The following is a 24,743-nucleotide window of genomic DNA, read 5'->3' as shown; positions in this document are numbered from 1 at the left end:
CTCCTCTCGATTTATCAGTTATTGCCACTGAGTACTCTTTCGTGAATCACAGTTTTCATACGGGCAATCGCTTTACGTACTTCGCGGATGCGAGCAGTGTTTTCTAATTGACCAGTAGCCAATTGGAAGCGAAGGTTGAAAAGCTCTTCTTTCAGTGATTTCACTTTTTGTTCAATCTCAGCAGTGGTTAGGTCACGGATTTCATTAGCTTTCATTCGATTCACCACCAATTTCTTCGCGTTTTACGAACTTCGTTTTGATTGGAAGTTTGTGAGATGCAAGGCGCAATGCTTCGCGTGCCACTTCTTCAGATACTCCACCAAGTTCGAACATGATTTTACCAGTTTTGACAACGGCTACCCAGCCTTCAGGTGAACCTTTACCAGATCCCATACGAACCTCTAGAGGCTTTTTCGTATATGGTTTATGCGGGAAAATTTTGATCCAGACTTTACCGCCACGTTTCATGTAACGAGTCATGGAAATACGTGCAGCTTCGATTTGACGGTTAGTGATCCAAGATGATTCTAATGCTTGGAGACCAAATTCGCCGAATGCGATTTCTTTACCGCCTTTAGCTTCGCCGCGCATCTTGCCTCGGTGCTCTCTACGATATTTAACGCGTTTAGGCATTAACATATTATTTGCCTCCTTCCTCAGATTTCTTCTTAGTTGGAAGGACTTCACCGCGGTAGATCCATACTTTTACGCCGAGCTTACCATAAGTTGTGTCTGCTTCAGCATGCGCATAATCAATATCAGCGCGGAGCGTATGGAGCGGAACAGTACCTTCACTGTAGTGTTCAGCACGCGCAATGTCAGCGCCGCCTAGACGTCCAGATACTTGAGTTTTGATTCCTTTAGCGCCAGAACGCATAGTGCGTTGGATCGCTTGTTTTTGTGCACGACGGAAAGACACACGGTTTTCCAGTTGACGTGCAACACTTTCAGCAACCAATCTTGCATCAAGGTCAGCTCTTTTAATTTCAATGATGTTGATGTGTACACGCTTGCCAGTCATAGAGTTAAGCTGTTTGCGAAGTACTTCTACTTCAGATCCACCTTTACCGATTACCATACCTGGTTTCGCAGTGTGAATAGTTACGTTGACACGGTTTGCAGCGCGTTCAATTTCGATTTTAGAAACTGAAGCTTCTTTCAAACGTGCTTCAACATATTCACGGATTTTAATATCTTCGTGAAGAAGTGTCGCATAATCTTTCTCAGCGTACCATTTAGATTCCCAATCACGAATGATTCCGATACGCATCCCAATTGGATGTATTTTTTGTCCCACGAATTATCCCTCCTTCTGGTCAGATACCACTAGTGTAATGTGGCTTGTGCGTTTATTAATTGCGCTTGCGCGTCCCATTGCACGTGGACGGAAACGTTTAAGTGTTGGTCCTTCGTCAACGAATACTTCACTGATGACCAAGTCATTCAGATCCATTTCGTAGTTGTGTTCAGCGTTAGCAGCTGCAGATTTCAATAACTTCTCAACAACAACAGATGCTGCTTTCGGAGTGTGGTTCAAAATCGCAACAGCTTCGCCAATTTGCTTGCCTCGAATTAAATCTACAACTAAACGGACTTTACGAGGAGCAATACGTACTGTTCTAGCGACAGCTTTTGCTTGCATAGGGAAATCCTCCTCTCAATTAACGTCTTGTTTTCTTATCGTCTGCACCATGACTAGCGTATTTGCGTGTTGGAGCGAATTCGCCTAGTTTATGGCCCACCATGTCTTCAGTCACATATACTGGAATGTGTTTATGACCATCGTATACTGCGATTGTTTGTCCGATGAATGTCGGGAAAATTGTAGAACGGCGAGACCAAGTTTTGATCACTTGTTTTTTCTCAGAGTCCTTTTGTGCTTCAACTTTTTTCATAAGATGATCATCAACAAAAGGTCCTTTTTTCAAGCTGCGGCCCATGTGGGATCCTCCCTTCGTGATTGCACCACGGTTCTTTCGGCGAACCGTAGCGGAATCAAATTATTTTTTACGACGACGCACGATGAATTTATCGGATTTGTTCGTTTTCTTACGTGTCTTGTATCCAAGAGTAGGTTTGCCCCATGGAGACATAGGTGATTTACGTCCGATTGGCGAACGTCCTTCACCACCACCGTGTGGGTGATCGTTAGGGTTCATTACAGATCCGCGGACTGTTGGGCGGTTGCCTTTCCAGCGGTTACGTCCTGCTTTACCAATGTTGATCAATTCGTGCTGCTCATTTCCTACTGAACCGATAGTAGCGCGGCAAGTAGCAAGGATCATGCGAACTTCGCCTGATTGCAAACGAACTGTTACGTATTTACCTTCTTTACCCAATACTTGAGCTGAAGTTCCTGCAGAACGAACTAGTTGTCCGCCGCCGCCTGGCTTCAATTCGATGTTATGGATTGTAGAACCCATTGGGATGTTTGACAACGGCAAAGCGTTACCTGCCTTGATGTCTGCTTCAACACCTGACATGATTTGAGTTCCAACTTCGACTCCTTTAGGAGCTAGGATGTAACGTTTCTCACCATCAGCGTAATGAATCAAAGCGATGTTTGCAGAACGGTTTGGATCGTACTCGATTGTAGCAACGCGTCCTGGAATGCCATCTTTGTTACGTTTGAAATCAATCACACGGTATTGGCGTTTATGTCCACCACCGTGGTGGCGTACAGTAATTTTACCTTGGTTGTTACGGCCGCCTTTACGCTTTACAGGTCGTAAAAGCGATTTTTCAGGTTTGTTCGTAGTGATTTCAGCGAAATCTGAAGTTGTCATGTTACGACGACCGTTAGTGGTAGGTTTATATTTTCTTATGCCCACGTTGTTTCCCTCCTTCTTTAGTAGTTCTTTAAGAACTTATCGAAATTAAATTTCGAACAACTCGATATCTTTAGATTCAGCAGTCAATTTAACAATCGCTTTACGGCGTTTGTTTGTGTATCCTGCGTGTTTGCCCATACGCTTGAATTTGCCTTTGTAGTTCATGATGTTGACTTTCTCAACTTTCACGCCAAAGATCTCCTGCACGGCTTGTTTAACTTGTGTTTTGTTTGCGCGAGTGTCCACTTCAAAAGTGTACTTTTTCTCTGCCATTACTTCAGATGATTGCTCAGTAATGACCGGACGCTTTATTACATCACGTGCTTCCATTAACTAAGCACCTCCTCAATTTTTTCAATCGCTGCTTTTGTCATAACAATCTTGTCATGTCCAAGCAAGTCTAAAACGTTAATGCCATCTGCTGCTACCACTGTCATTCCTTTAAGGTTACGTGCAGATTTTGCAACGTTCTCCTCAAGGTCCGCAGTTACGAACAAAGCTTTTTTGCCAATTGAAAGATCTTGGATCAACTGGTTGAATGCTTTTGTTTTTGGTGCATCAAATGTCAACCCTTCAAGTACCATCAGGTTTTCTCCAGCTACTGTAGATGAAAGCGCAGAGCGTAGAGCCAAACGACGGACTTTCTTAGGAAGTTTGTAGCTATAGCTACGTGGAGTTGGACCGAATACGATACCGCCTCCGCGCCATTGTGGTGAACGGATCGACCCTTGACGAGCACGGCCAGTTCCTTTTTGACGCCATGGTTTTTTACCACCACCAGCTACTTCAGAACGATTTTTTACTTTATGGTTACCTTGACGAAGTGAAGCGCGTTGAGACACTACTGCGTCAAATAACACTGATTCATTTGGTTCGATACCGAATACATAGTCGTTCAATTCGATGTCGCCAACTTGTGAACCTGTTTGATTTAATAAAGCTACTTTAGGCATTCTTGTTTCCTCCTTTCTCTAAAAAATTATTATTTCGCTTTAATTGCCGATTTAACACGGATCAATGCTTTGCGAGAACCAGGAACATTACCTTTAACAAGAAGCAGGTTACGTTCAAGATCAACTTTCACGATTGAAAGGTTTTGAATCGTAATTGTCGTGCCACCCATTTGACCAGGTAATTTCTTCTGTTTGAATACGCGGTTAGGAGCAACCGGACCCATTGAACCAGGACGACGGTGGTAACGTGAACCGTGTGTCATTGGTCCGCGAGATTGTCCGTGGCGTTTAATAACACCTTGGAAACCTTTACCTTTTGTTGTTCCTGTGACATCTACTACATCGCCTTCTGCGAATACATCTACTTTGACTTCTTGACCAATCTCGTAATCAGCTAAGTTTACATTGCGAAGTTCGCGAATGAAGCGCTTAGGAGCAGTGTTCGCTTTTGCTACGTGTCCTTTAGAAGGTTTGTTGGAAAGCTTTTCGCGCTTGTCTTCAAAACCTAATTGGATTGCTTCGTAGCCGTCAACCTCAACTGTTTTCTTTTGAAGTACTACGTTTGGAGCAGCTTCAATAACAGTTACAGGGATTAAATCACCGTTCTCAGCAAAAACTTGCGTCATACCGATTTTTCTACCTAAGATTCCTTTGGTCATGTTGTCACACCTCCTGTGATTATTTATGTTTTCTATTTTCGTTTACCGATTAAAGTTTAATTTCAATGTCAACGCCTGACGGTAAATCAAGTTTCATCAACGCATCGACAGTTTGTGGTGTCGGGTTAACGATATCGATTAGACGTTTGTGTGTGCGCATTTCAAATTGCTCACGAGAATCTTTGTACTTATGGACAGCACGCAAGATTGTGTAGACCGATCTTTCAGTCGGCAACGGTATCGGACCCGATACGCTTGCACCTGAACGTTTAGCGGTTTCTACAATTTTCTCAGCAGACTGATCTAGAATTCTATGATCATATGCTTTTAAACGGATACGAATTTTTTGTTTTGCCATTATTTTCCCTCCTTTTCGCCTATTTTTGATAGACATTCTCCACGAAAATTTTCCAATCACTCGCCATGGCAAAGCGGCCGGGTGTATCGGTAACCTCTCGCTTCATCGCAGTCAAAGACCAACATTAACCATTATACAAAAGAAAAAAGAATTCCGCAAGTGTTTCCACGAAATTCTTTCTTATTCGCTTTTTTTATTATAACAGGATATTTTAGAACTTCAAGCATGACGATAATAGTCCGAACATTTCGAGCTTAACCCAGCACCATGACAGCAATCCAACCGAAAATCACTAGCGGTATATTGTAGTGGAGGAAGGTCGGCACGCATGTATCCCAGATATGGTTGTGCTGTCCGTCGACGTTCAATCCGGCTGTCGGGCCCAAAGTTGAGTCAGAAGCTGGCGACCCAGCATCTCCTAGCGCCCCTGCTGTGCCAATCAGTGCAATGATCGCCATTGTGGAGAATTCGAACTCCAGGCTCAAAGGTACAAAGATGGCGGCAATAATCGGAATCGTTGCAAACGATGAGCCGATGCCCATCGTCACGAACAGGCCAACGATCAGCATTGCCAGTGCCGCAACACCCTTGTTGCCGGCAAACAGTTCAGATACACTGGCAACCAATGGTGCAACGGCTCCTGTTGCCTGGATGACCGAGGCAAATCCATTTGCACTAATCATAACAAAACCGATAAAAGCCATCATGCGCATGCCTTCCGTAAGTACGTCGTCCGCTTCACGCCATTTCATGGCACCGAAGACATACAGCACAAGAATTCCGGCAAGTGCACCGATGATCATCGAATCCGTCTGGATCTGAGCAATCAAAGCTGCAATCAAGGCTGCGATCGTCACGATGACATCTTTTGTGGAAGCTGTCTTTTTCAGAGTTTCTTCTATAGAAGTAGATGCTTTATGATAATCACGTGGTTTGCGGTAAGAGATGAATACTGCAATGACCAATCCGACCAATAGACCTGCGACTGGAATGGCCATGGCTTTTGGAATATCGGCCATATCAATCGCCAAACCTGCAAGTTCCATCTGCGTAAAAACAATCTCATGAAAAATCAGCCCAAAGCCATAAGGCAATAAAATATAAGGAGCTGTCAGACCGAACGTCAAGACAGCCGCGATCAAGCGGCGGTCGATCCGCAACTCATTCAAGATGTGCAGAATCGGTGGAACCAGTAACGGAATAAAAGCGATGTGAATCGGAATCAGGTTTTGCGAAAAGATGGCCATTGCCAGCAGCGCCAGAATGATAAGAGCTTTCGCTAAATTCGCCCGTGTCGCTTCACCGTCTTTATTGACCAATTTCAAGACGCCGGACACCAGCAGCTCCGGTATGCCGGTCCGTGAAATTGCTACGGCGAATCCACCAAGCATCGCATAGCTGAGTGCTATAGTCGCCCCTGCTCCCAATCCATCTGTAAATGATGTTAATGTATCCATAAATGATAATCCGCCGCTCAATCCGCCTGCAAGCGCCCCAATCAATAAAGCAAAGACGACATTCACACGCAACAAGCTCAATACGAGCATGATTAAGACAGCGATAACAACTGCATTCATAAGTAACTCTCCTTTAGTTTGCTAAAGCGTTAAAGTACACACTTTAAATTACCAAAACCCGAATAGCTTGTCAATATCCTATAGCTAGATTATTGAAATACAAAAAAGTCCAAAAATAAAAACCCTTTACGGTTAGATGAACTGCCCCTCCATCATTAGGCATAACTAACAATGGAGGGGCAATTCATTAGGCAAAGGGTTTATTGATAAGACAAGTTATTCGAACAGCAGCCGTCTGGATGCGCATTCTTTAGTTAGCCTGCCGCTGCTTTTCTTCATAAGCTGCAATGTAGGAGTCGTATTGGAACGTCAACGCGATCTCATCCCAGCCCTTCAGCAGCATTTCCTTCCAGTAAGGATCGATATCGAATTCATAACGCGTACCGTCCTGGCCAGTGACAGTCTGGTCTTCCAAATTGATTTCCAACTTGAATTCCTGGCGCTGCCCTTTATCAATCAGATCGTTGACTTCCTGATCTTTCAAACGGATCGGAAGGATGCCGTTTTTCACGCAGTTATTATAGAAGATGTCTGCATAGCTGGGAGCGATGACTACGCGGAATCCGTAATCCAAAATCGCCCAAGGAGCATGTTCACGAGAAGAACCGCAGCCGAAATTTTCTTGTGCGACCAGAATTTCGGAGTCGTTGAATCGTGGGTCATTCAGCACAAAGTCTTCTATGGGTGTACCATCGGCATGGAAGCGCCAATGATAAAAGAGATATTTGCCGAATCCTGTTCGTTCAATACGCTTTAGAAACTCTTTCGAAATGATTTGGTCAGTATCTACGTTTTTGCGTTCAAGCGGCGTCAAGACGCTTGAGATTTTATTGATCGGTTTCATCGATGGGCCTCCTCATTTATGCCTGTCATGCTGATGGTACGGGCTCTTTCATGTAATTGCGGACATCTGTCAAGTGGCCTTCAATAGCAGCCGCTGCCGCCATCACAGGGCTCACCAGATGCGTCATCGATCCCGCTCCTTGGCGTCCTTCAAAATTCCGGTTGGATGTAGATGCACAACGTTCACCCGCAGGAACCGAATCTTCATTCATCGCCAGGCACATACTGCATCCCGTTTCACGCCATTCAAAGCCAGCTTCAAGAAATACTCGATCCAAGCCTTCCTGTTCTGCTGCACGTTTGACCGTTTCAGACCCAGGTACGACAATTGCCGTTACGGATGGATGCACTTTCTTGCCTTTAATGATTTCACTGGCAGCGCGCAAATCACCAAGACGGGCGTTCGTGCAGGAGCCGATGAAGACATGCTGAATATCGATTGAAGAAAGAGGCGTCCCTTCTTCCAGGTGCATATAAGCCAAAGCTTGCTTTAACGCATCTTTATCCGACTGCTTATCGTAATCCGCAGCGGATGGAACTCGTTCGGCAATGCCTGAACCCATCGAAGGGTTGGTTCCCCATGTAACGAATGGAGAAATCTCATCTGCATGGATTGTGACAGACGTATCGTACTGTGCGCCTTCGTCTGTTGCAAGAGCCAGCCAACGGGCAGCTTCTTTTTCAAACGCTTCGCCTTCAGGCACATGTCTGCGCCCTCTCAAGTACTCTACTGTTGTCTCATCCGGACTGATCAACCCGGCGCGTGCCCCAGCTTCAATCGACATATTGCAGATGGTCATCCGCTCTTCCATGGATAGGCCGCGAATAGCCTCTCCTGTGTATTCCATAATATGGCCGGTTCCCATATCGATGCCGAATTTAGAAATGATGGCCAGAATGACGTCTTTTGAAGAAACGCCAAAACCGAGCTTGCCATCGATCCGTACTTCCATGGTTTTTGGTTTTGATTGCCATAGCGTCTGAGTAGAAAGCACATGCTCCACTTCGCTGGTGCCGATACCGAATGCCAGAGCGCCAAAGGCTCCGTGTGTCGAAGTATGGCTGTCGCCGCAGACAATGGTCTTTCCTGGCTGCGTCAAGCCCAGTTCCGGTCCGATCACATGGACAATTCCCTGATCCGGATGGTTGATGCCCGCAAGCGGAACACCGAACTCATCACAATTGTCCTGCAAGGTTTTGATCTGTTTCCGTGAAATGGGATCGGTGATCGTCTCCCGGTTACGGGTCGGAACATTATGGTCCATCGTTGCGAAGCAAAGATCCGGCCGGCGGACTTTGCGTCCGTTCAACCGAAGCCCTTCAAACGCTTGCGGAGATGTCACCTCATGCAATAAATGAAGATCGATATATAGCAGGTCCGGCTTTCCTTGCTCTTCGAAGACGATATGCTGTTCCCAAATTTTCTCTATGATTGTTTTTGCCATGCGAACCGCTCCTTCCACTTACACATAAGAGTACATGATGTGTTCTGATACAAATTCTCTTTCCAGTTCTTCCACTACTTTGGTGACGAAGTGATCGGTCGAAACGGTGCGTTTCCCGTCGCCTGCCAAATCACCTGTGCAATATCCGTCTTCCAAGACATCCATGACCGCTTTTTCGATAGCAGCCGCTTCTGTATGAAGGCCGAATGAATGCTTCAGCATCATTGCTGCGGACAAAATGGCCGCTGCCGGATTCGCTTTGTTTTGTCCTGCGATATCCGGTGCTGAACCGTGTACGGGTTCGTAAAGGCCAAAACCGTCTGAACGGATGCTCGCAGATGGCAGCATGCCAAGTGAACCTGTAATGACCGAAGCTTCGTCGCTCAAGATATCACCGAACATATTCTCAGTCACTACGACATCGAAAGTACGTGGATCGGTAATCAATTTCATCGCTGCTGAATCAACCAGCATATGTTCCACTTCGATATCGGGATAGGCTTTTCTGCGTTCTTCCACAACTTCGCGCCATAGTTTGCTGGTTTCCAGTACGTTGGCTTTATCGACTGAAGTCACTTTGCCTCTGCGTGTGCGGGCAATTTCAAACGCCTGGTTGACGATGCGTTCGATTTCTTCTCTCGTATAAACCAATGTGTCCACCGCTGATTTTTCTGAACGGCGTTTCGGTTCTCCAAAATACAAACCGCTCGTCAATTCACGGACAATGACCATATCCACTTCTTTTGCCACCTCTTCTTTTAATGGCGAAGAAGCAAGCAAAGCCGGCACTGCTTTAACCGGACGGATATTGGCAAACAAATCGAAGTGCTTCCGGATGTTCAAAAGCCCTTTTTCAGGACGAAGGTGAGCAGGATTGCTGTCCCATTTTGTTCCTCCGACTGCACCGAGGAGAATCGCGTCACTTTCTTCACAAACATCAATGGTTTGCTGAGGCAGCGGGTTGTCGAATTGATCAACCGCTGTACCTCCGATTGCCGCGTGCTTTAAATGAAAAGTATGTCCATAACGCATTGCAATGGATTGCAGCACTTTTACCGCCGCATCTGTTACTTCTGGTCCGATTCCGTCTCCTGGCAATACCGCTATTGTTTTTTTCATTTTAAATTCCTCCTCTTTCGATCTGTTCTTTTTACACTGCCGACATCCTGACTTTCTTTCCTACCTGGACAATTTGACGGTTGACTGCATTCAAGTATGCTTTTGCTGTTGCTTCCAGAACATCCTGTGCGACATCCCGGCCCGTTACGGTCTCTCCGTCATAGCTCATATTGATGACTGCTTCACCTAAGGCGTCGCGCCCTTTGCCGATGGAAGTGACACGGTAGTCCAAGATATGGACTTTGCCTTCTACAATTCGTTCGAGCGTATTGAAAATCGCTTCAACTGATCCAGCGCCAGTAGCTGCTTCGCTGATCAATTCACCATTCGGGTGATAGGCAGAAGCGGTCGCCGTCGGGATATTGGCTGTGCCATATTGAACCTGAACACTTTCCAATTTGTAAACCGGTGTTTCCGTATCATGAATTTGCTGATCAGTCAGCAATACATATAAATCATCTTCCAAAATTTCTTTCTTGCGATCAGCCAACTTTTTGAATTCAGCAAATGCATTGTTCAGCTTTTCGTCTGTTAAATCAAAGCCCATTTTAACGGCCCGGTCTTTAAAGGCATGGCGCCCTGAATGTTTGCCAAGCACCAATTCAGTCACTGCATCGCCGATCAGTTCCGGCGTGATGATTTCATACGTCAACGGATTCTTCAGCATGCCATCCTGGTGGATACCTGATTCATGGGCAAATGCATTTTTGCCGACAACCGCTTTATTCGGTTGAATCAAGCTGCCTGTCAATTGGCTGACCAATTGGCTTGTGCGTTTGATTTCATGTAGGTTGATCCCTGTTTCAACATTGAAGATCTGCTTGCGGATATGCAAAGCAACCGCAATCTCCTCAAGCGCTACGTTGCCGGCACGTTCACCGATGCCATTAATGGTTCCCTCGATTTGAGTTGCGCCATTTTCGATAGCAGCCAAGGTATTGGCAGTAGCCATCCCCAAGTCATTATGGCAATGGGCTGACAGCTTCACTTTTTCAATTCCCGCTACATGATCGGTCATGTACTTGAACATTGCCCCGTATTCTTGAGGCGTTGCATAACCGACTGTATCTGGAAGGTTAATGGTCGTCGCTCCTGCTTCAATCACTTTGCGGATAATATGGGCTAAAAACTCAGGGTCTGAACGGGAAGCATCTTCCGCTGACCATTGGACCAACGGGAAGAACTTACGCGCGTATTTTACCGACTCTACAGCAAGTTCAACGACTTGCTCCGGTGTTTTGAATAATTTCGTTTCCATATGGATAGGTGAAGTAGCCAAAAAGATATGAATATGCGGCTGTTCCGCTCCTTTTAGCGCTTCCCAGGTCCGATCAATATCACTTTGCATCGAGCGGGCCAGGCCCGTTACGATGGAATTCTTCACTGTGCCTGCGATTCGCTGCACAGCGTCAAAATCTCCTGGAGATGAAGCAGGAAATCCTGATTCGATAATCGTCACTCCCAGACGTTCAAGCTGGCGGGCGATTTCGATTTTCTCTGCTGTATTCAAGTTGATCCCGGCCGACTGTTCCCCGTCTCGTAATGTCGTATCGAAAATATCAATTTGTGACATTGGCGACCACCTCTTTTTGTTTAGCTTTTTTGCCTTCATTAACGAAAGGCATCATTGCACGCAATTCGCGGCCCACTTGTTCGATTTGGTGAGCTTCTTCCGCTTTTTCGATTGCTGTGAATTCTGGACGATTCAATTGGTTTTCAAGCAACCAGCCTTTTGCGAATTTCCCTGTTTGGATATCCGTAAGCACATCTTTCATGCGAGCTTTCGTATCTGCATCCACAATGCGCGGCCCTGAAACAAAATCTCCCCACTGCGCTGTATCGGAAATTGAGTAGCGCATTCCTGACAAGCCACCTTCGTACATAAGGTCAACGATCAGTTTCAATTCGTGCATACATTCGAAGTAGGCAAGTTCCGGTTGGTAGCCCGCTTCAACCAATGTTTCAAATCCAGCTTTTACAAGTGAAGTGACACCGCCGCAAAGAACAGCTTGTTCTCCAAATAGATCCGTTTCCGTTTCTTCTTTGAATGTCGTTTCCAAGACGCCTGCACGTGTAGCTCCGATTCCTTTTGCATAAGCAAGGGCAATTTCCTGAGCTTGTCCTGAAACGTCCTGATGGATCGCGATCAATCCAGGAACTCCAGCACCTGCTTCATACGTACGGCGAACAAGATGTCCAGGTCCTTTTGGAGCTACCAAGAATACATCCACATCTGCAGGTGGCACGATTTGGTTAAAGTGAACGTTGAAGCCGTGTGCAAAAACAAGGGATTTCCCAGCTGTTAATGCCGGTTTGATTTCTGCGTTGTAGATTTGCGTCTGTTTTTCATCAGGCACTAAGATCATGATCACGTCTGCCGCTTCTGCCGCTTCTTTTACTGTAGCCACTTTCATGCCGTCGTTTTTAGCTTGATCGAATGATTTACCCTGGCGCACTCCAACTACTACATCAAATCCGGATTCTTTCAAGTTTTGAGCATGTGCATGGCCCTGAGAACCATAGCCGATCACCGCGATTGTCTTTCCTTTAAGTACCTGTTCGTTTACATCTTGGTTATAATACATTTTAGCCATTTTTAATTTCCTCCTCGGGTTTGGGTTTTATAGGATGTTCAATTGCGGTGTTTGTGCTTTTTGTGTTTCTCTGACAAACGCGGATACTCCGGTTCGGGTCAGTTCTTTCACACCATACGGTCTCATCAGATCAATAAAAGCTTCAATTTTTTCCGGGTCGCCTGTTACTTGGAATGTTGTTACATTTTTGCTCATGTCGACGACTGTCGCCCGGAACGGTTCGACGATGCTCAATACTTCGTTTCTGACTGCTGGCGGCACTACCACTTTCACCAACGCCAGTTCCCTCATCACCATCGCCTTATCGGTAATGTCATTTACTTTAATGACATCAATTTGTTTCTGCAGCTGTTTCAGCAATTGCTCCAGCTTGCCTTTATCTTCTACATTGACCACAAAAGTCATTTTCGACATGCCAGGCTGCTCTGTGTGACCGACCGAAATGCTTTCGATGTTGAACTGCCGTTTCATCAATAAGCCTGTAACGCGGTTCAACACCCCGCTTTGGTTGATCACCGTTGTTGTAATGACTCGTTTCATTCGCCTTTCACTCCGATCATTTCATTCAAGCCTTTGCCTGGTGCAACCATCGGATAAACACATTCCATCTGCACCACCCGGCAATCGATCAACACGGGCTCGTTTGAATTAAATGCTTCTGCAAAAACCGCTTCCGCTTCTTCCATCGTTTCAACTTTATAGCCTTTGATGTCATAAGCCGCCGCCAACTTCACAAAATCCGGTTGAACAGGAATCAAAGATTGTGAATAACGCCCTTCATAAAATGTTTCCTGCCATTGTCTAACCATTCCCAAGCTTTGGTTGTTCAGGATAACAACCTTCACTGGCAGCCGCAGCTCTTGAAGTAGAGACAGTTCCTGCAAAGTCATTTGGAATCCGGCATCCCCTACTATAGAGATAACTTGCTCATCCGGTTTCGCCAATTGGGCACCGATGGCGGCAGGGAAACCAAAGCCCATTGTGCCGAGGCCGCCTGATGTCACCCAGTTATGAGGGTTATTGAAGCGGTAGTATTGAGCCGCCCACATTTGATGCTGCCCTACATCTGTTGTGACAACTGCATTGCCTCCGGTCAGTCGATGGATCAACTCTACGGCTTGTTGAGGCATGATTCCTTCCCGATCTCTTGCATGGTATTGAAGCGGGTATTCCACTTGGTTCCCGGATAGCATTTCAAGCCATTCTGCAGTGTCGGGGCTTCTAAATGATTGATTAAGCAATTGAAGCAGCGCCTCTTTGGCATCCGCAACAATCGGGACGGCTGTCGGAACGTTTTTTCCGATTTCTGCCGGGTCGATATCAATATGGATTACTTGTGCATTTGGCGCAAAGCTTGCAAGATTTCCGGTCAACCGGTCATCGAATCGTGCACCAATATTCAACAAGACATCACAATCACATATTGCTGTATTCGCTGTGTAAGTTCCGTGCATGCCGGCCATTCCGAGGAATAGTTCATGTTCGCCAGCAATGCTGCCTAAGCCCAACAATGTATTGGTAACCGGAATTTGATTGCGTTCAGAGAAGACTTTCAACTCTTCTGTTGCCTTTGCCGCCAAGATACCGGCTCCAGCTAAAATCAATGGTCTTTTCGCCTGTGACAATAATTGAGCCGCTTTTTGGATTTGCAGGTAGTTCGGATTCGTCGTTGGTTGATACCCTGGAAGATATACTGCCTCTTCTTCTTTATTGGATAAGAACAACTCAGTTGCTATATTTTTCGGTATATCGACCAAGACCGGTCCTGGACGTCCAGTAGAAGCAATATAGAAAGCTTCTTTAATGATTCTTGGAAGATCCGATACTTTTTTCACTTGGTAATTATGCTTCGTAATCGGTTGTGTGATGCCAATAATGTCTGCTTCCTGGAAAGCATCGGTCCCTATTACTGAAGTTGCGACCTGGCCTGTGAAAATGACCAGCGGCAAGGAGTCCAACATGGCATCCGCTATGCCTGTCACTAAATTTGTTGCGCCTGGTCCTGATGTGGCAAGAACAACTCCGGCTTTTCCAGATACTCTTGCGTAGCCTTCTGCGGCGTGTATGGCACCTTGTTCATGTCTAGCCAATACATGGCGTATTGGATTTTTGTGCAAGGCATCATAAATTGGCAGTACCGCGCCTCCTGGATAGCCGAAAATCATTTCAACACCCTGACCTTTTAAAGATTGAATCAGTACATCTGCACCATTGCCTGTCAGCTTCTGTTTAACTTCTTCTCTAACTTGTACGTTTACTCCCAATCCTTCCGCCTCCTTTTCTAAGTCTCCGGTGGCATGAAAACAAAAAAGCTTTTTCATCCCTACACAAAGAAACATGTTCTTCGCATAGGGATGAAAAAGCTTCATGGTACCACCCTATTTCACTGCGCAACCGCAGCCTCATGGATAAGCATTGCTTATCCGCTGATAACGATGATTTCTAACTTGCAAACCACCGGGACTACCTAAACAGCCGAAGCTTTTCAGCAATCCACTCAGAGGGGATGTCGCAAATGGTTGTATTACCGGCTTCCACCTGTACCGGCTCTCTGTGAATACAGTATCCATCTACTTTAACCTCGTCATTGAGTTGAACTTCTATTTTTTTATACTGCGTTTAAATGATCGCTATACACTTTTACTCCATCGTTCTGAACCAGTTCTCTGAATGATTCAAGCAAGTCGTTTGTAACCGGTCCGGGCTTCCCTTCGCCAATTACTCGGCCATCCACTTTCACTACCGCGATCACTTCTGCAGCTGTTCCTGTCAGGAACACCTCATCCGCTACATACACATCGTGTCTTGTGAAAACACCTTCTTGGATGTCGTAGCCTTTTTCTGCAGCTACATCCATGATTGCATTGCGTGTAATTCCTTCGAGTGCTCCTACATAACCAGGAGGAGTCAATAATTTGTTTTTACGGACAATGAAGATGTTATCTGCTGAGCCTTCAGCTACATACCCTTGATCATTCAGCATCAATGCTTCTGAGACACCTGCCAGATGAGCTTCCAGCTTAACCAGGATATTGTTCATGTAGTTCAAAGATTTCACTTTTGGACTCAATACATCCGAACGGCTTCTGCGTGTCGCAACCGATACAATCTCGATTCCTGTTTCGTACATTGATTTAGGGAACAGAGACAAAGGTTCGGCGATTACAATTACACTGGGATGCGAGCAACTGTAAGGATCCAGTCCTAAGTTTCCTACGCCTCTTGAAACGATGAGGCGGATATAAGCGTCTTTGAATTTATTTTCTCGTAATGTGTTAACAACAATTTGCGTCATTTCTTCAAAAGTGTGGGGAATCTCGAGCATTACCGATTTTGCTGAATCGTAAAGCCGCTCTAAATGTTCTTCCAGCCGAAAGACATTTCCGTTGTAAGAACGGATTCCTTCAAACACTCCATCACCGTATAAAAACCCGTGATCGTAGACTGAAATTTTAGCGTCTTCCTTTTTAACAAATTCGCCATTTAGATAAATTACTTGTTCGCTCATGATGTCCACTTCTTTCTCGAAAGTTTTATAATATGCAATATATCGAATTCTGTTTGCGTCTAGTAAATTGTTGCTATCATATCGCCTATTTCAAAGCGTGTCAATCAACTATCGGCTATTTTTTTATGAATTTTGAATATTCATAAACTATGTATCCGTTTTCATTGTTGCCAACACTGGCTTTTAAAGATTTTTTAAAAAGTTTGAATATTTTATGAACAGCTTGTATTTTCAGTGAATTTCCCCCAAGCCAGTTGGGAAAACGCAAAAAAAGACCCTGTCTCATAATAATGAGACAGGGTCTTAAATCAACACTCAGCAGTTATTACTTAGTGATTTTAGCAACAACGCCAGCGCCTACAGTACGTCCACCCTCACGGATAGAGAACTTAGTTCCTTCTTCAAGTGCGATTGGAGAGATTAGAGAAACGATCATTTCGATGTTGTCTCCAGGCATAACCATTTCTACACCTTCAGGAAGGTTACAAACGCCAGTTACGTCAGTTGTACGGAAGTAGAACTGCGGACGGTAGTTTGTGAAGAATGGAGTGTGACGTCCACCCTCTTCTTTTGAAAGAACGTAAACTTCAGCTGTGAATTCAGTGTGTGGAGTAATTGTGCCTGGTTTAGCCAATACTTGTCCACGTTGTACGTCGTCGCGAGAAACCCCACGAAGAAGTGCACCAATGTTGTCGCCAGCTTCAGCATAGTCAAGCAATTTACGGAACATCTCTACACCAGTTACAGTTGTAGATTTTGGTTCTTCAGTAAGACCAATGATATCAACGTTATCACCGATTTTGATTTGTCCGCGTTCAACGCGTCCAGTAGCAACCGTACCACGGCCAGTGATTGAGAATACATCCTCAACAGGCATCATGAATGGTTTGTCAGTGTCACGTGGTGGAGTAGGAATGTACTCATCAACCGCGTTCATCAATTCAACGATTTTATCTTCCCATTCTGCTTCTCCTTCAAGAGCTTTAAGAGCAGAACCTTTGATAACAGGAATGTCATCGCCAGGGAAGTCATATTCAGAAAGAAGGTCGCGAACTTCCATTTCAACTAGTTCAAGAAGTTCTTCGTCATCTACCATATCGCATTTGTTCATGAATACTACTAGGTAAGGAACACCAACTTGACGTGAAAGTAGGATGTGCTCACGAGTTTGTGGCATTGGGCCGTCAGCAGCAGATACTACTAGGATCCCGCCGTCCATTTGAGCAGCACCAGTGATCATGTTTTTAACATAATCGGCGTGTCCAGGGCAGTCAACGTGTGCGTAGTGGCGAGTTTCAGTTTCATACTCAACGTGTGAAGTATTGATTGTGATACCGCGCTCTTTTTCTTCAGGAGCGTTGTCGATTTGAGCGTAAGAACGAGCTTCCCCGCCTGATTTTTTAGCTAAAACTGTAGCGATTGCTGCAGTCAAAGTTGTTTTACCATGGTCAACGTGACCAATTGTACCAATATTCGCGTGTGTTTTAGAGCGATCAAATTTAGCTTTTCCCATTAGAAAAATCCTCCTCAAAATGTAAGTGAATGTTTTCATTTGAAGCGCCGGAATAATAGGGCCCTATTATTCCAGGCATACAAATTATTTATACTTGATTAAAGATCAAAATTCAATTATTGACCTTTATTTTTTTTGATGATTTCTTCAGAAATTGATTTCGGTACTTCTTCATAGTGATCGAAGTGCATTGAGAACACACCACGGCCTTGCGTGTTTGAACGCAATGAAGTTGCATAACCGAACATTTCTGCAAGAGGTACCATAGCACGAACTACTTGCGCGTTTCCGCGAGCGTCCATACCTTCTACACGGCCGCGGCGTGACGTGATGTCACCCATGATATCCCCAAGGTATTCCTCAGGAATAACAACCTCAACGCGCATAATTGGCTCAAGAAGAACCGGATTAACTTTTGAAATTGCATTTTTAAGCGCCATAGAAGCAGCAACTTTAAATGCCATCTCATTCGAGTCAACATCATGGTAAGATCCGTCGAACAAACGAGCTTTGATGTCGATCAATGGATATCCGGCGATAACACCGTTGTCTAGTGAGTCGCGAAGACCCGCTTCAACTGCTGGGATGTATTCACGTGGAACAACACCACCAACGATACCATTTTCAAATTCAAAACCTGCTCCTTCTTCGTTTGGAGAGAATTCAATCCAAACGTGTCCGAATTGTCCACGTCCACCAGATTGGCGTACGAATTTACCTTCAACTTTAGCAGACTGACGGAATGTCTCACGATAAGATACCTGAGGCGCACCCACGTTAGCTTCTACGTTGAACTCACGGCGCATACGGTCAACAAGGATATCAAGGTGAAGTTCACCCATACCCGCGATGATTGTTTGGCCAGTTTCCTGGTCAGTGTGCGCACGGAAAGTTGGATCTTCTTCTTGCAATTTCGCAAGGGCTTGACCCATTTTATCTTGATCGGCTTTAGACTTAGGTTCCACAGAAAGAGAAATAACAGGTTCTGGGAAGACCATGCGCTCAAGAATTACTTGTTGTTTCTCGTCACTTAAAGTATCACCTGTTGATGTATCTTTAAGGCCGATAGCAGCAGCGATATCTCCGCAGTATACTTCAGAAATTTCTTCACGAGAGTTTGCGTGCATCTGAAGGATACGTCCTACGCGCTCACGCTTGCCTTTAGAAGAGTTCTGAACATATGAACCAGATTTAAGAGATCCAGAATACACACGGAAGAAAGTCAATTTCCCAACGTATGGATCTGTCATTACTTTAAACGCCAACGCAGAGAATGGTTCGTCTTCGCTAGGTTTACGCAATACCTCTTCGTCTGAATCAGGAAGAACACCAGTCATTGGAGGTACATCCAATGGTGATGGTAGGTAATCAATTACTGCATCAAGCATTAATTGAACCCCTTTATTTTTGAAAGCAGTTCCGCAAACCACTGGGTAAAACTCAACGTCTAATGTTCCTTTACGGATAGCCGCTTTAAGTTCTTCTTTAGTGATTTCTTCCCCACCAAGGTATTTTTCCATCAAGTCTTCGTCAAGCTCAGCAACAGCTTCCACTAATTTAGTGTGCCATTCTTCAGCAAGTTCTTTGTACTCTTCAGGAATTTCGCCTTCTGTGATTTCAGTTCCCAAATCGTTTGCGTAGAAGCGAGTGTTCATTTCAACTAAATCGATGATTGCTGAAAAGTCATCTTCTGCGCCGATTGGCAATTGGATCGGGTGAGCATTAGCTTGTAGACGTTCATGCAATGTGCCTACAGAGTAAAGGAAATCAGCACCGATTTTATCCATTTTGTTGATAAATACGATACGAGGAACTCCGTATGTTGTAGCTTGACGCCAAACTGTTTCAGTTTGAGGCTCAACACCTGATTGAGCATCAAGAACTGTAACAGCGCCATCAAGTACGCGCAATGAACGTTCAACTTCAACAGTGAAATCTACGTGTCCTGGAGTATCGATGATGTTTACACGGTGGTTTTTCCATGAAGCAGTTGTTGCAGCAGACGTGATTGTAATTCCACGTTCCTGCTCTTGCTCCATCCAGTCCATTTGAGAAGCACCTTCGTGCGTTTCTCCAATTTTGTGGATTTTACCAGTGTAGTATAAAATACGTTCCGTAGTAGTCGTTTTACCGGCATCGATGTGTGCCATGATCCCGATATTACGTGTCTTGTCTAATGGGAACTCTCTAGTCATGTTTTTTTCACCTTCCGTTTCGGTTTAAGATGTAAACATCTCGAAAGAAATTACCAGCGATAGTGAGCAAATGCTTTGTTTGCTTCCGCCATTTTATGAATATCTTCACGTTTCTTAACAGCTGCACCAGTGTTGTTAGCAGCGTCTAGAATTTCATTAGCCAAACGCTCTTCCATTGTTTTCTCTCCACGAAGACGTGAATAGTTTACAAGGTAGCGAAGACCTAGAGTTGTACGGCGTTCAGGACGAACTTCAACCGGTACTTGGTAGTTAGCTCCACCAACACGGCGAGCGCGTACTTCAAGAACTGGCATAACGTTAGTCAATGCTTGTTCGTATACTTCAATCGGATCTTTACCGCTGCGTTCTTTAACTAACTCAAACGCTCCGTATAGGATCTTTTGTGAAGTACCTCTTTTTCCGTCAACCATCATTTTATTAATTAAGCGTGTCACCAATTTCGAATTGTAAATTGGATCTGGCAACACGTCACGTTTAGCTACAGGACCTTTACGAGGCATGTATGTTCCTCCTTTCAACGAATTCTCTTCGTTAAATTAACTTATTATTTTTTTACTTTAGGACGTTTAGTTCCGTATTTAGAACGGCTTTGCATACGGCCGTTTACTCCAGCTGTATCAAGTGCTCCACGTACGATATGGTAACGCACACCCGGTAAATCTTTTACGCGTCCGCCGCGAAGAAGAACTACACTGTGCTCTTGAAGGTTGTGGCCTTCTCCAGGGATGTAAGCATTAACCTCGATTTGGTTAGTCAAACGTACACGCGCATATTTACGCAATGCGGAGTTTGGTTTTTTCGGTGTCATCGTACCAACACGAGTACATACTCCACGTTTCTGTGGTGATGTCACGTTAGTCTGAGACTTTTTAAAGCTGTTGTACCCTTTGTTTAACGCTGGTGAATCTGATTTCGTGCTCTTTGGTTTACGAGGCTTGTTAACTAATTGGTTAATTGTAGGCATCGATTTTTTCCTCCTCTCAAAAGGTGTTCTAATACCACATATCCAGGTGGTTCATTTTTGGGTAAAAAACAAAGTCTTTGTGTTTTACACAAAAACTGTTATCCAGTAATAGCCACAGCAGCTGCACCGACATTAATGCCATATGCTTTGCCAAGCTTCAATCGTGAATCTGCAAATTCGATCCGAATACCTTTTTCTAAGGCTAGTAGGATAATCTGTTCGGTCATTCGATCGTCCGCGTCTCTTGCCACTATTACTTCTTGGACAATACCGCTCTTTAATGCTTTTACTGTCTGCTTTGTACCGATGATTATTTGACTTGCCTGTTTTACTTTTTCATTAGACATTTTCATATCCTCCAAAGCGTCAGACCGTTAACCATCAACCCTCAACATATTATCATTCTATGACAATGCTGTCAACAGGAATCTTAAAAAATCCCGGGGAGATTATTCAGGAAACCCCCGGAATCCATTATTTCATTTTATGATTCTGTGCCGACTATTTCCTGCTTCTCCGCTTTTTCGCTTTGAGCAATCTTAATCTGGCGGTAACGCTGCATTCCTGTTCCAGCTGGAACAAGTTTACCGATAATGACGTTCTCTTTCAATCCGAGAAGTTCATCACGTTTTCCTTTAATCGCTGCATCAGTTAGGACACGAGTTGTTTCCTGGAAGGATGCGGCAGATAGGAAGGATTCTGTTTCAAGGGAAGCTTTAGTGATACCCAGGATAACAGGACGGCTTGTCGCTGGCAGATTGCCTTCTAGAACCGCTTTGACGTTGGCTTCAGTGAATTGGTGAATATCCAATAGTGAACCTGGCAGCAATTCAGTGTCACCGGCTTCAATAACGCGAACTTTACGGAACATTTGACGAACCATAACTTCTACGTGCTTATCGCCGATTTCTACCCCTTGCATACGGTATACTTTTTGAACTTCTTTCAATAGGTACACTTGAACAGCTTGAACGTCTTTTACTTGAAGCAATTGCTTCGGATCAATTGAACCGTCAGTCAATACTTCGCCTCGTACAATGGCGTCATCCACTTGAACTTTGATGCGTGCATTGTAAGGAGCTAGATATTTACGGGTTTCAACATCCCCTTGAATCGTTACTTCTTTCTGGCCTTCGCGAATTTCGTCAATTTCAGTAACAGTACCTGTAATTTCAGAAATGACTGCTTGGCCTTTCGGATTACGCGATTCGAAGATTTCCTGGATACGCGGAAGACCTTGTGTAATATCGTCTCCTGCTACCCCGCCTGTATGGAATGTACGCATCGTCAACTGAGTTCCTGGCTCACCGATTGATTGAGCTGCAATAATACCTACTGCTTCGCCTACTTCAACTTCGTCTCCAGTTGCCAAGTTCGTGCCGTAGCATTTCTTACAAACGCCGTGTTTTGTATTACATGTAAACGCAGAGCGAATTGTTACTTCTTTAATGCCTGCTTCGACAATAAGGCGAGTCAGGTCTTGTGTAATCAATTCATCTTTCGCTACAATAACTTCTTTTGTTTCCGGATGGCGGATTGTTTTCTTAGCATGGCGGCCAACGATACGCTCATCCAGCTCTTCAATCACTTCTGTGCCTTCCATCAACGCCCCTACCAGCAAGCCTCTGTCCGTTCCACAGTCGTTTTCGCGGACAATTGCATCTTGCGCAACGTCTACCAGACGACGAGTCAAGTAACCAGAATCGGCTGTTTTCAGTGCTGTATCGGCAAGACCTTTACGAGCACCGTGAGTAGAGATGAAATATTCAAGTACTGTCAATCCTTCACGGAAGGAAGATTTAATCGGAAGTTCAATGATGCGCCCAGCCGGGTTGGCCATCAATCCACGCATACCCGCAAGCTGCGTAAAGTTAGATGCGTTACCACGAGCTCCGGAATCACTCATCATAAAGATTGGGTTCAAATTATCAAGAGATGCCATCAGTTTGCTCTGGATGATATCTTTTGCATTGCTCCAATACGAAATAACGCGTGCATATCGCTCTTCTTCAGTAATCAATCCGCGACGGAATTGTTTCATTACTTTATCGACATTTTCTTGTGCATCAACCAAAATTTCTCCTTTGTCAGGAAGAACTACGATATCCGCTACACCAACAGTGATGCCAGCTTGTGTCGAATATTTGAATCCAAGGCTCTTCATGCGGTCAAGCATCTTCGAAGTTTCCGTGATGTGGAAACGCTTGAAGACTTCCGCAATGATTTCCCCAAGAATTTTCTTCTTGAATGGAGTTACAAGTTCCGCTTCTTCAATATGCTTGCGAATATCAGTCGTTGTAGGGACAAAATATTTCGCTGGTGTTTCCACCTGCAGATTGTAATCAGTCGGTTCGTTGATGTACGGGAATGACTTCGGCAGAATTTCGTTGAAAATGATTTTACCAACAGTAGTCAATAAAAGCATTTTGTTCTGTTCTTCTGTGAATGTCGGGTTGTTGACGGATCCAGCCTGAATTGCAATACGTGTATGCAAGTGGACATGGCCTGTTTGGTAAGCGATCATCACTTCTTCAGGTCCTGAGAAAGTAGCGCCTTCGCCTGTAGCACCTTTACGCTCTAGAGTTAAGTAATAGTTTCCTAGAACCATATCCTGAGATGGTGTTACAACAGGTTTTCCGTCTTTCGGGTTCAAGATGTTCTGAGCTGCAAGCATCAACAGTCGTGCTTCTGCCTGAGCTTCGGATGATAGAGGTACGTGGACAGCCATTTGGTCACCATCGAAATCGGCGTTGTATGCGGTACATACAAGCGGATGCAGACGAATCGCTTTACCTTCAACCAATGTCGGTTCAAATGCCTGAATACCCAATCTGTGAAGAGTCGGTGCGCGGTTCAATAGAACCGGATGCTCCTTGATGACATCTTCCAATACATCCCAAACTTCAGAATGAAGACGTTCGATTTTGCGTTTCGCGCTCTTGATGTTATGGGCCAATCCGCGTTCAACCAATTCTTTCATAACGAAAGGCTTGAACAACTCGATTGCCATTCCTTTCGGCAAACCACATTGATACATCTTCAGGTTAGGTCCAACTACGATAACGGAACGGCCTGAGTAATCAACTCGTTTACCAAGAAGGTTTTGGCGGAAACGCCCTTGTTTCCCTTTCAGCATATGAGAAAGAGATTTCAATGGACGGTTACCAGGTCCTGTGACCGGACGGCCGCGGCGGCCGTTGTCGATCAACGCATCAACAGCTTCTTGCAACATACGTTTTTCGTTTTGAACGATGATGCTTGGTGCACCAAGGTCCAAAAGACGTTTCAGACGGTTATTCCGGTTGATTACGCGGCGATAAAGGTCGTTTAAATCGGAAGTCGCAAAGCGGCCGCCGTCTAATTGAACCATCGGACGAAGTTCAGGTGGAATAACAGGAAGTACGTCTAGAATCATCCAGTCAGGGTTGTTGCCTGAGTTACGGAATGATTCAACCACTTCAAGGCGTTTGATCGCACGGGTGCGGCGTTGGCCTTGAGCCGTTTTCAACTCTTCTTTCAAAGAATCCGTTTCGCGTTCAAGGTCAATTTCCTGCAATAGACGTTTGATTGCTTCCGCTCCCATGGCAGCTTGGAATTTCTTGCCAAACTTATCACGGTAAGCGCGGTATTCTTTTTCAGAAAGAAGCTGTTTCTTTTCAAGCGGTGTATCCGCAGGATCGATTACCACATAAGAAGCAAAGTAAATGACTTCTTCAAGTGAACGTGGAGACATATCCAAGATAAGTCCCATGCGGCTTGGAATTCCTTTGAAATACCAGATATGCGAAACAGGAGCTGCTAATTCAATATGTCCCATGCGTTCGCGGCGAACTTTTGAACGTGTTACTTCAACGCCGCAGCGATCGCAGACAACGCCTTTATAACGGACACGCTTGTATTTACCACAATGGCATTCCCAGTCTTTTGTAGGACCGAAAATACGTTCACAGAACAAACCATCTTTTTCAGGTTTCAGTGTACGGTAATTGATTGTTTCTGGCTTTTTGACTTCTCCATAAGACCATGAGCGAATTTTATCGGGTGACGCTAATCCGATTTTCATATACTCAAAATTATTAACATCTATCAAGGAGCCTACCTCCCTTTTGTCTCGAGTTTCTGTACGGCTCTTCCTCGGTAATGGCTAAACGAATAAATGGAGA

At 44.8% G+C, this 24,743-nt stretch carries 25 protein-coding genes; all 25 read right to left on the bottom strand.

The features are described 5' to 3' along the window. Positions 1-14: 14 nt before the first annotated feature. Complete coding sequence (gene rpmC, locus IRE19_RS17830) at positions 15-215, bottom strand: 50S ribosomal protein L29 (RefSeq protein ID WP_006828936.1); 201 nt, start codon at positions 213-215, stop codon at positions 15-17. Next, on the bottom strand, positions 205-639 hold the full coding sequence (rplP, locus tag IRE19_RS17825) for a 50S ribosomal protein L16 (RefSeq protein WP_038701916.1): 435 nt from the start codon (positions 637-639) through the stop codon (positions 205-207). Before rplP ends, rpmC begins: the two co-directional genes overlap by 11 nt. 1 nt (position 640) lies before the next feature. Next, entirely contained in the window at positions 641-1,297 is a 657-nt protein-coding gene (rpsC, locus tag IRE19_RS17820) for a 30S ribosomal protein S3 (protein ID WP_006828934.1), read from the bottom strand. A 3-nt stretch (positions 1,298-1,300) separates the two neighbouring features. Beyond that, positions 1,301-1,642 carry a 50S ribosomal protein L22 gene (rplV, locus tag IRE19_RS17815; RefSeq protein ID WP_008432509.1) on the bottom strand — a complete coding sequence of 114 codons (342 nt, stop codon included), beginning with the start codon at positions 1,640-1,642 and terminating at the stop codon, positions 1,301-1,303. Positions 1,643-1,661: 19 nt separating this feature from the next. After that, positions 1,662-1,940 carry a 30S ribosomal protein S19 gene (gene rpsS, locus IRE19_RS17810; RefSeq protein WP_068871362.1) on the bottom strand — a complete coding sequence of 93 codons (279 nt, stop codon included), beginning with the start codon at positions 1,938-1,940 and terminating at the stop codon, positions 1,662-1,664. 60 nt (positions 1,941-2,000) lie between these two features. Continuing rightward, positions 2,001-2,831: a 50S ribosomal protein L2 gene (gene rplB, locus IRE19_RS17805; RefSeq protein ID WP_203341408.1), complete on the bottom strand. Its 831-nt coding sequence runs from the start codon at positions 2,829-2,831 to the stop codon at positions 2,001-2,003. Positions 2,832-2,876: 45 nt separating this feature from the next. Beyond that, entirely contained in the window at positions 2,877-3,161 is a 285-nt protein-coding gene (rplW, locus tag IRE19_RS17800) for a 50S ribosomal protein L23 (protein ID WP_006828930.1), read from the bottom strand. After that, positions 3,161-3,784 carry a 50S ribosomal protein L4 gene (gene rplD, locus IRE19_RS17795; RefSeq protein WP_203341407.1) on the bottom strand — a complete coding sequence of 208 codons (624 nt, stop codon included), beginning with the start codon at positions 3,782-3,784 and terminating at the stop codon, positions 3,161-3,163. The genes rplW and rplD overlap by 1 nt, the downstream gene beginning before the upstream one ends. A gap of 29 nt (positions 3,785-3,813) precedes the next feature. Further along, complete coding sequence (gene rplC, locus IRE19_RS17790) at positions 3,814-4,443, bottom strand: 50S ribosomal protein L3 (RefSeq protein ID WP_191716878.1); 630 nt, start codon at positions 4,441-4,443, stop codon at positions 3,814-3,816. A 49-nt stretch (positions 4,444-4,492) separates the two neighbouring features. Continuing rightward, positions 4,493-4,801, bottom strand: coding sequence for a 30S ribosomal protein S10 (gene rpsJ, locus IRE19_RS17785; protein WP_042478628.1), 309 nt, complete (start codon positions 4,799-4,801; stop codon positions 4,493-4,495). 254 nt (positions 4,802-5,055) lie between these two features. After that, positions 5,056-6,378 carry a Na+/H+ antiporter family protein gene (locus tag IRE19_RS17780; RefSeq protein WP_203341406.1) on the bottom strand — a complete coding sequence of 441 codons (1,323 nt, stop codon included), beginning with the start codon at positions 6,376-6,378 and terminating at the stop codon, positions 5,056-5,058. A 250-nt stretch (positions 6,379-6,628) separates the two neighbouring features. Next, positions 6,629-7,222: a 3-isopropylmalate dehydratase small subunit gene (leuD, locus tag IRE19_RS17775; RefSeq protein ID WP_203341405.1), complete on the bottom strand. Its 594-nt coding sequence runs from the start codon at positions 7,220-7,222 to the stop codon at positions 6,629-6,631. A 25-nt stretch (positions 7,223-7,247) separates the two neighbouring features. Next, positions 7,248-8,666: a 3-isopropylmalate dehydratase large subunit gene (leuC, locus tag IRE19_RS17770; protein WP_203341404.1), complete on the bottom strand. Its 1,419-nt coding sequence runs from the start codon at positions 8,664-8,666 to the stop codon at positions 7,248-7,250. An 18-nt stretch (positions 8,667-8,684) separates the two neighbouring features. After that, positions 8,685-9,785: a 3-isopropylmalate dehydrogenase gene (gene leuB / locus IRE19_RS17765; protein ID WP_203341403.1), complete on the bottom strand. Its 1,101-nt coding sequence runs from the start codon at positions 9,783-9,785 to the stop codon at positions 8,685-8,687. A gap of 31 nt (positions 9,786-9,816) precedes the next feature. Further along, complete coding sequence (locus IRE19_RS17760; RefSeq protein ID WP_203341402.1) at positions 9,817-11,358, bottom strand: 2-isopropylmalate synthase; 1,542 nt, start codon at positions 11,356-11,358, stop codon at positions 9,817-9,819. Further along, on the bottom strand, positions 11,345-12,379 hold the full coding sequence (ilvC, locus tag IRE19_RS17755) for a ketol-acid reductoisomerase (protein WP_203341401.1): 1,035 nt from the start codon (positions 12,377-12,379) through the stop codon (positions 11,345-11,347). The genes IRE19_RS17760 and ilvC overlap by 14 nt, the downstream gene beginning before the upstream one ends. Positions 12,380-12,406: 27 nt before the next feature. After that, positions 12,407-12,919 carry an acetolactate synthase small subunit gene (ilvN, locus tag IRE19_RS17750; protein ID WP_191716871.1) on the bottom strand — a complete coding sequence of 171 codons (513 nt, stop codon included), beginning with the start codon at positions 12,917-12,919 and terminating at the stop codon, positions 12,407-12,409. Then, a complete protein-coding gene (gene ilvB, locus IRE19_RS17745) occupies positions 12,916-14,643 on the bottom strand; it encodes a biosynthetic-type acetolactate synthase large subunit (protein WP_203341400.1) in 1,728 nt (575 codons plus the stop codon). The genes ilvN and ilvB overlap by 4 nt, the downstream gene beginning before the upstream one ends. A 344-nt stretch (positions 14,644-14,987) precedes the next feature. Continuing rightward, the gene (gene ilvE / locus IRE19_RS17740; RefSeq protein WP_191716869.1) at positions 14,988-15,887 is read right to left on the bottom strand and encodes a branched-chain-amino-acid transaminase; all 900 of its coding nucleotides are present in this window, start codon (positions 15,885-15,887) and stop codon (positions 14,988-14,990) included. Between the two features lie 325 nt (positions 15,888-16,212). Then, positions 16,213-17,400 carry an elongation factor Tu gene (gene tuf, locus IRE19_RS17735; protein ID WP_203341399.1) on the bottom strand — a complete coding sequence of 396 codons (1,188 nt, stop codon included), beginning with the start codon at positions 17,398-17,400 and terminating at the stop codon, positions 16,213-16,215. A 116-nt stretch (positions 17,401-17,516) separates the two neighbouring features. Continuing rightward, positions 17,517-19,595 carry an elongation factor G gene (gene fusA, locus IRE19_RS17730; RefSeq protein WP_191716867.1) on the bottom strand — a complete coding sequence of 693 codons (2,079 nt, stop codon included), beginning with the start codon at positions 19,593-19,595 and terminating at the stop codon, positions 17,517-17,519. Positions 19,596-19,645: 50 nt separating this feature from the next. Beyond that, positions 19,646-20,116: a 30S ribosomal protein S7 gene (gene rpsG, locus IRE19_RS17725; RefSeq protein WP_008432480.1), complete on the bottom strand. Its 471-nt coding sequence runs from the start codon at positions 20,114-20,116 to the stop codon at positions 19,646-19,648. A gap of 44 nt (positions 20,117-20,160) precedes the next feature. After that, positions 20,161-20,580, bottom strand: a complete 420-nt coding sequence (gene rpsL / locus IRE19_RS17720) for a 30S ribosomal protein S12 (RefSeq protein WP_049694534.1) — start codon at positions 20,578-20,580, stop codon at positions 20,161-20,163. A gap of 98 nt (positions 20,581-20,678) precedes the next feature. Continuing rightward, on the bottom strand, positions 20,679-20,927 hold the full coding sequence (locus IRE19_RS17715; protein WP_191716866.1) for a ribosomal L7Ae/L30e/S12e/Gadd45 family protein: 249 nt from the start codon (positions 20,925-20,927) through the stop codon (positions 20,679-20,681). 137 nt (positions 20,928-21,064) lie between these two features. Next, positions 21,065-24,670: a DNA-directed RNA polymerase subunit beta' gene (gene rpoC / locus IRE19_RS17710; protein WP_203341398.1), complete on the bottom strand. Its 3,606-nt coding sequence runs from the start codon at positions 24,668-24,670 to the stop codon at positions 21,065-21,067. Positions 24,671-24,743: the final 73 nt, after the last annotated feature.

The organism is Planococcus beijingensis (assembly GCF_016820615.1).
Taxonomy (GTDB): domain Bacteria; phylum Bacillota; class Bacilli; order Bacillales_A; family Planococcaceae; genus Planococcus; species Planococcus notacanthi.
The sequence above is the reverse complement of the archived record's forward strand: the minus strand, read 5'-3'. Positions and strand labels throughout refer to the sequence as shown.

Bases quoted from the DNA above. Each gene is read 5' to 3' on its own strand.
- rpmC (WP_006828936.1), bottom strand. From the start codon at position 215: ATGAAAGCTAATGAAATCCGTGACCTAACCACTGCTGAGATTGAACAA.
- rplP (WP_038701916.1), bottom strand. From the start codon at position 639: ATGTTAATGCCTAAACGCGTTAAATATCGTAGAGAGCACCGAGGCAAG.
- rplV (WP_008432509.1), bottom strand. From the start codon at position 1,642: ATGCAAGCAAAAGCTGTCGCTAGAACAGTACGTATTGCTCCTCGTAAA.
- rpsS (WP_068871362.1), bottom strand. From the start codon at position 1,940: ATGGGCCGCAGCTTGAAAAAAGGACCTTTTGTTGATGATCATCTTATG.
- rplW (WP_006828930.1), bottom strand. From the start codon at position 3,161: ATGGAAGCACGTGATGTAATAAAGCGTCCGGTCATTACTGAGCAATCA.
- rplD (WP_203341407.1), bottom strand. From the start codon at position 3,784: ATGCCTAAAGTAGCTTTATTAAATCAAACAGGTTCACAAGTTGGCGAC.
- rplC (WP_191716878.1), bottom strand. From the start codon at position 4,443: ATGACCAAAGGAATCTTAGGTAGAAAAATCGGTATGACGCAAGTTTTT.
- rpsJ (WP_042478628.1), bottom strand. From the start codon at position 4,801: ATGGCAAAACAAAAAATTCGTATCCGTTTAAAAGCATATGATCATAGA.
- IRE19_RS17780 (WP_203341406.1), bottom strand. From the start codon at position 6,378: ATGAATGCAGTTGTTATCGCTGTCTTAATCATGCTCGTATTGAGCTTG.
- leuD (WP_203341405.1), bottom strand. From the start codon at position 7,222: ATGAAACCGATCAATAAAATCTCAAGCGTCTTGACGCCGCTTGAACGC.
- leuC (WP_203341404.1), bottom strand. From the start codon at position 8,666: ATGGCAAAAACAATCATAGAGAAAATTTGGGAACAGCATATCGTCTTC.
- leuB (WP_203341403.1), bottom strand. From the start codon at position 9,785: ATGAAAAAAACAATAGCGGTATTGCCAGGAGACGGAATCGGACCAGAA.
- IRE19_RS17760 (WP_203341402.1), bottom strand. From the start codon at position 11,358: ATGTCACAAATTGATATTTTCGATACGACATTACGAGACGGGGAACAG.
- ilvC (WP_203341401.1), bottom strand. From the start codon at position 12,379: ATGGCTAAAATGTATTATAACCAAGATGTAAACGAACAGGTACTTAAA.
- ilvN (WP_191716871.1), bottom strand. From the start codon at position 12,919: ATGAAACGAGTCATTACAACAACGGTGATCAACCAAAGCGGGGTGTTG.
- ilvE (WP_191716869.1), bottom strand. From the start codon at position 15,887: ATGAGCGAACAAGTAATTTATCTAAATGGCGAATTTGTTAAAAAGGAA.
- tuf (WP_203341399.1), bottom strand. From the start codon at position 17,400: ATGGGAAAAGCTAAATTTGATCGCTCTAAAACACACGCGAATATTGGT.
- fusA (WP_191716867.1), bottom strand. From the start codon at position 19,595: ATGACTAGAGAGTTCCCATTAGACAAGACACGTAATATCGGGATCATG.
- rpsG (WP_008432480.1), bottom strand. From the start codon at position 20,116: ATGCCTCGTAAAGGTCCTGTAGCTAAACGTGACGTGTTGCCAGATCCA.
- rpsL (WP_049694534.1), bottom strand. From the start codon at position 20,580: ATGCCTACAATTAACCAATTAGTTAACAAGCCTCGTAAACCAAAGAGC.
- IRE19_RS17715 (WP_191716866.1), bottom strand. From the start codon at position 20,927: ATGTCTAATGAAAAAGTAAAACAGGCAAGTCAAATAATCATCGGTACA.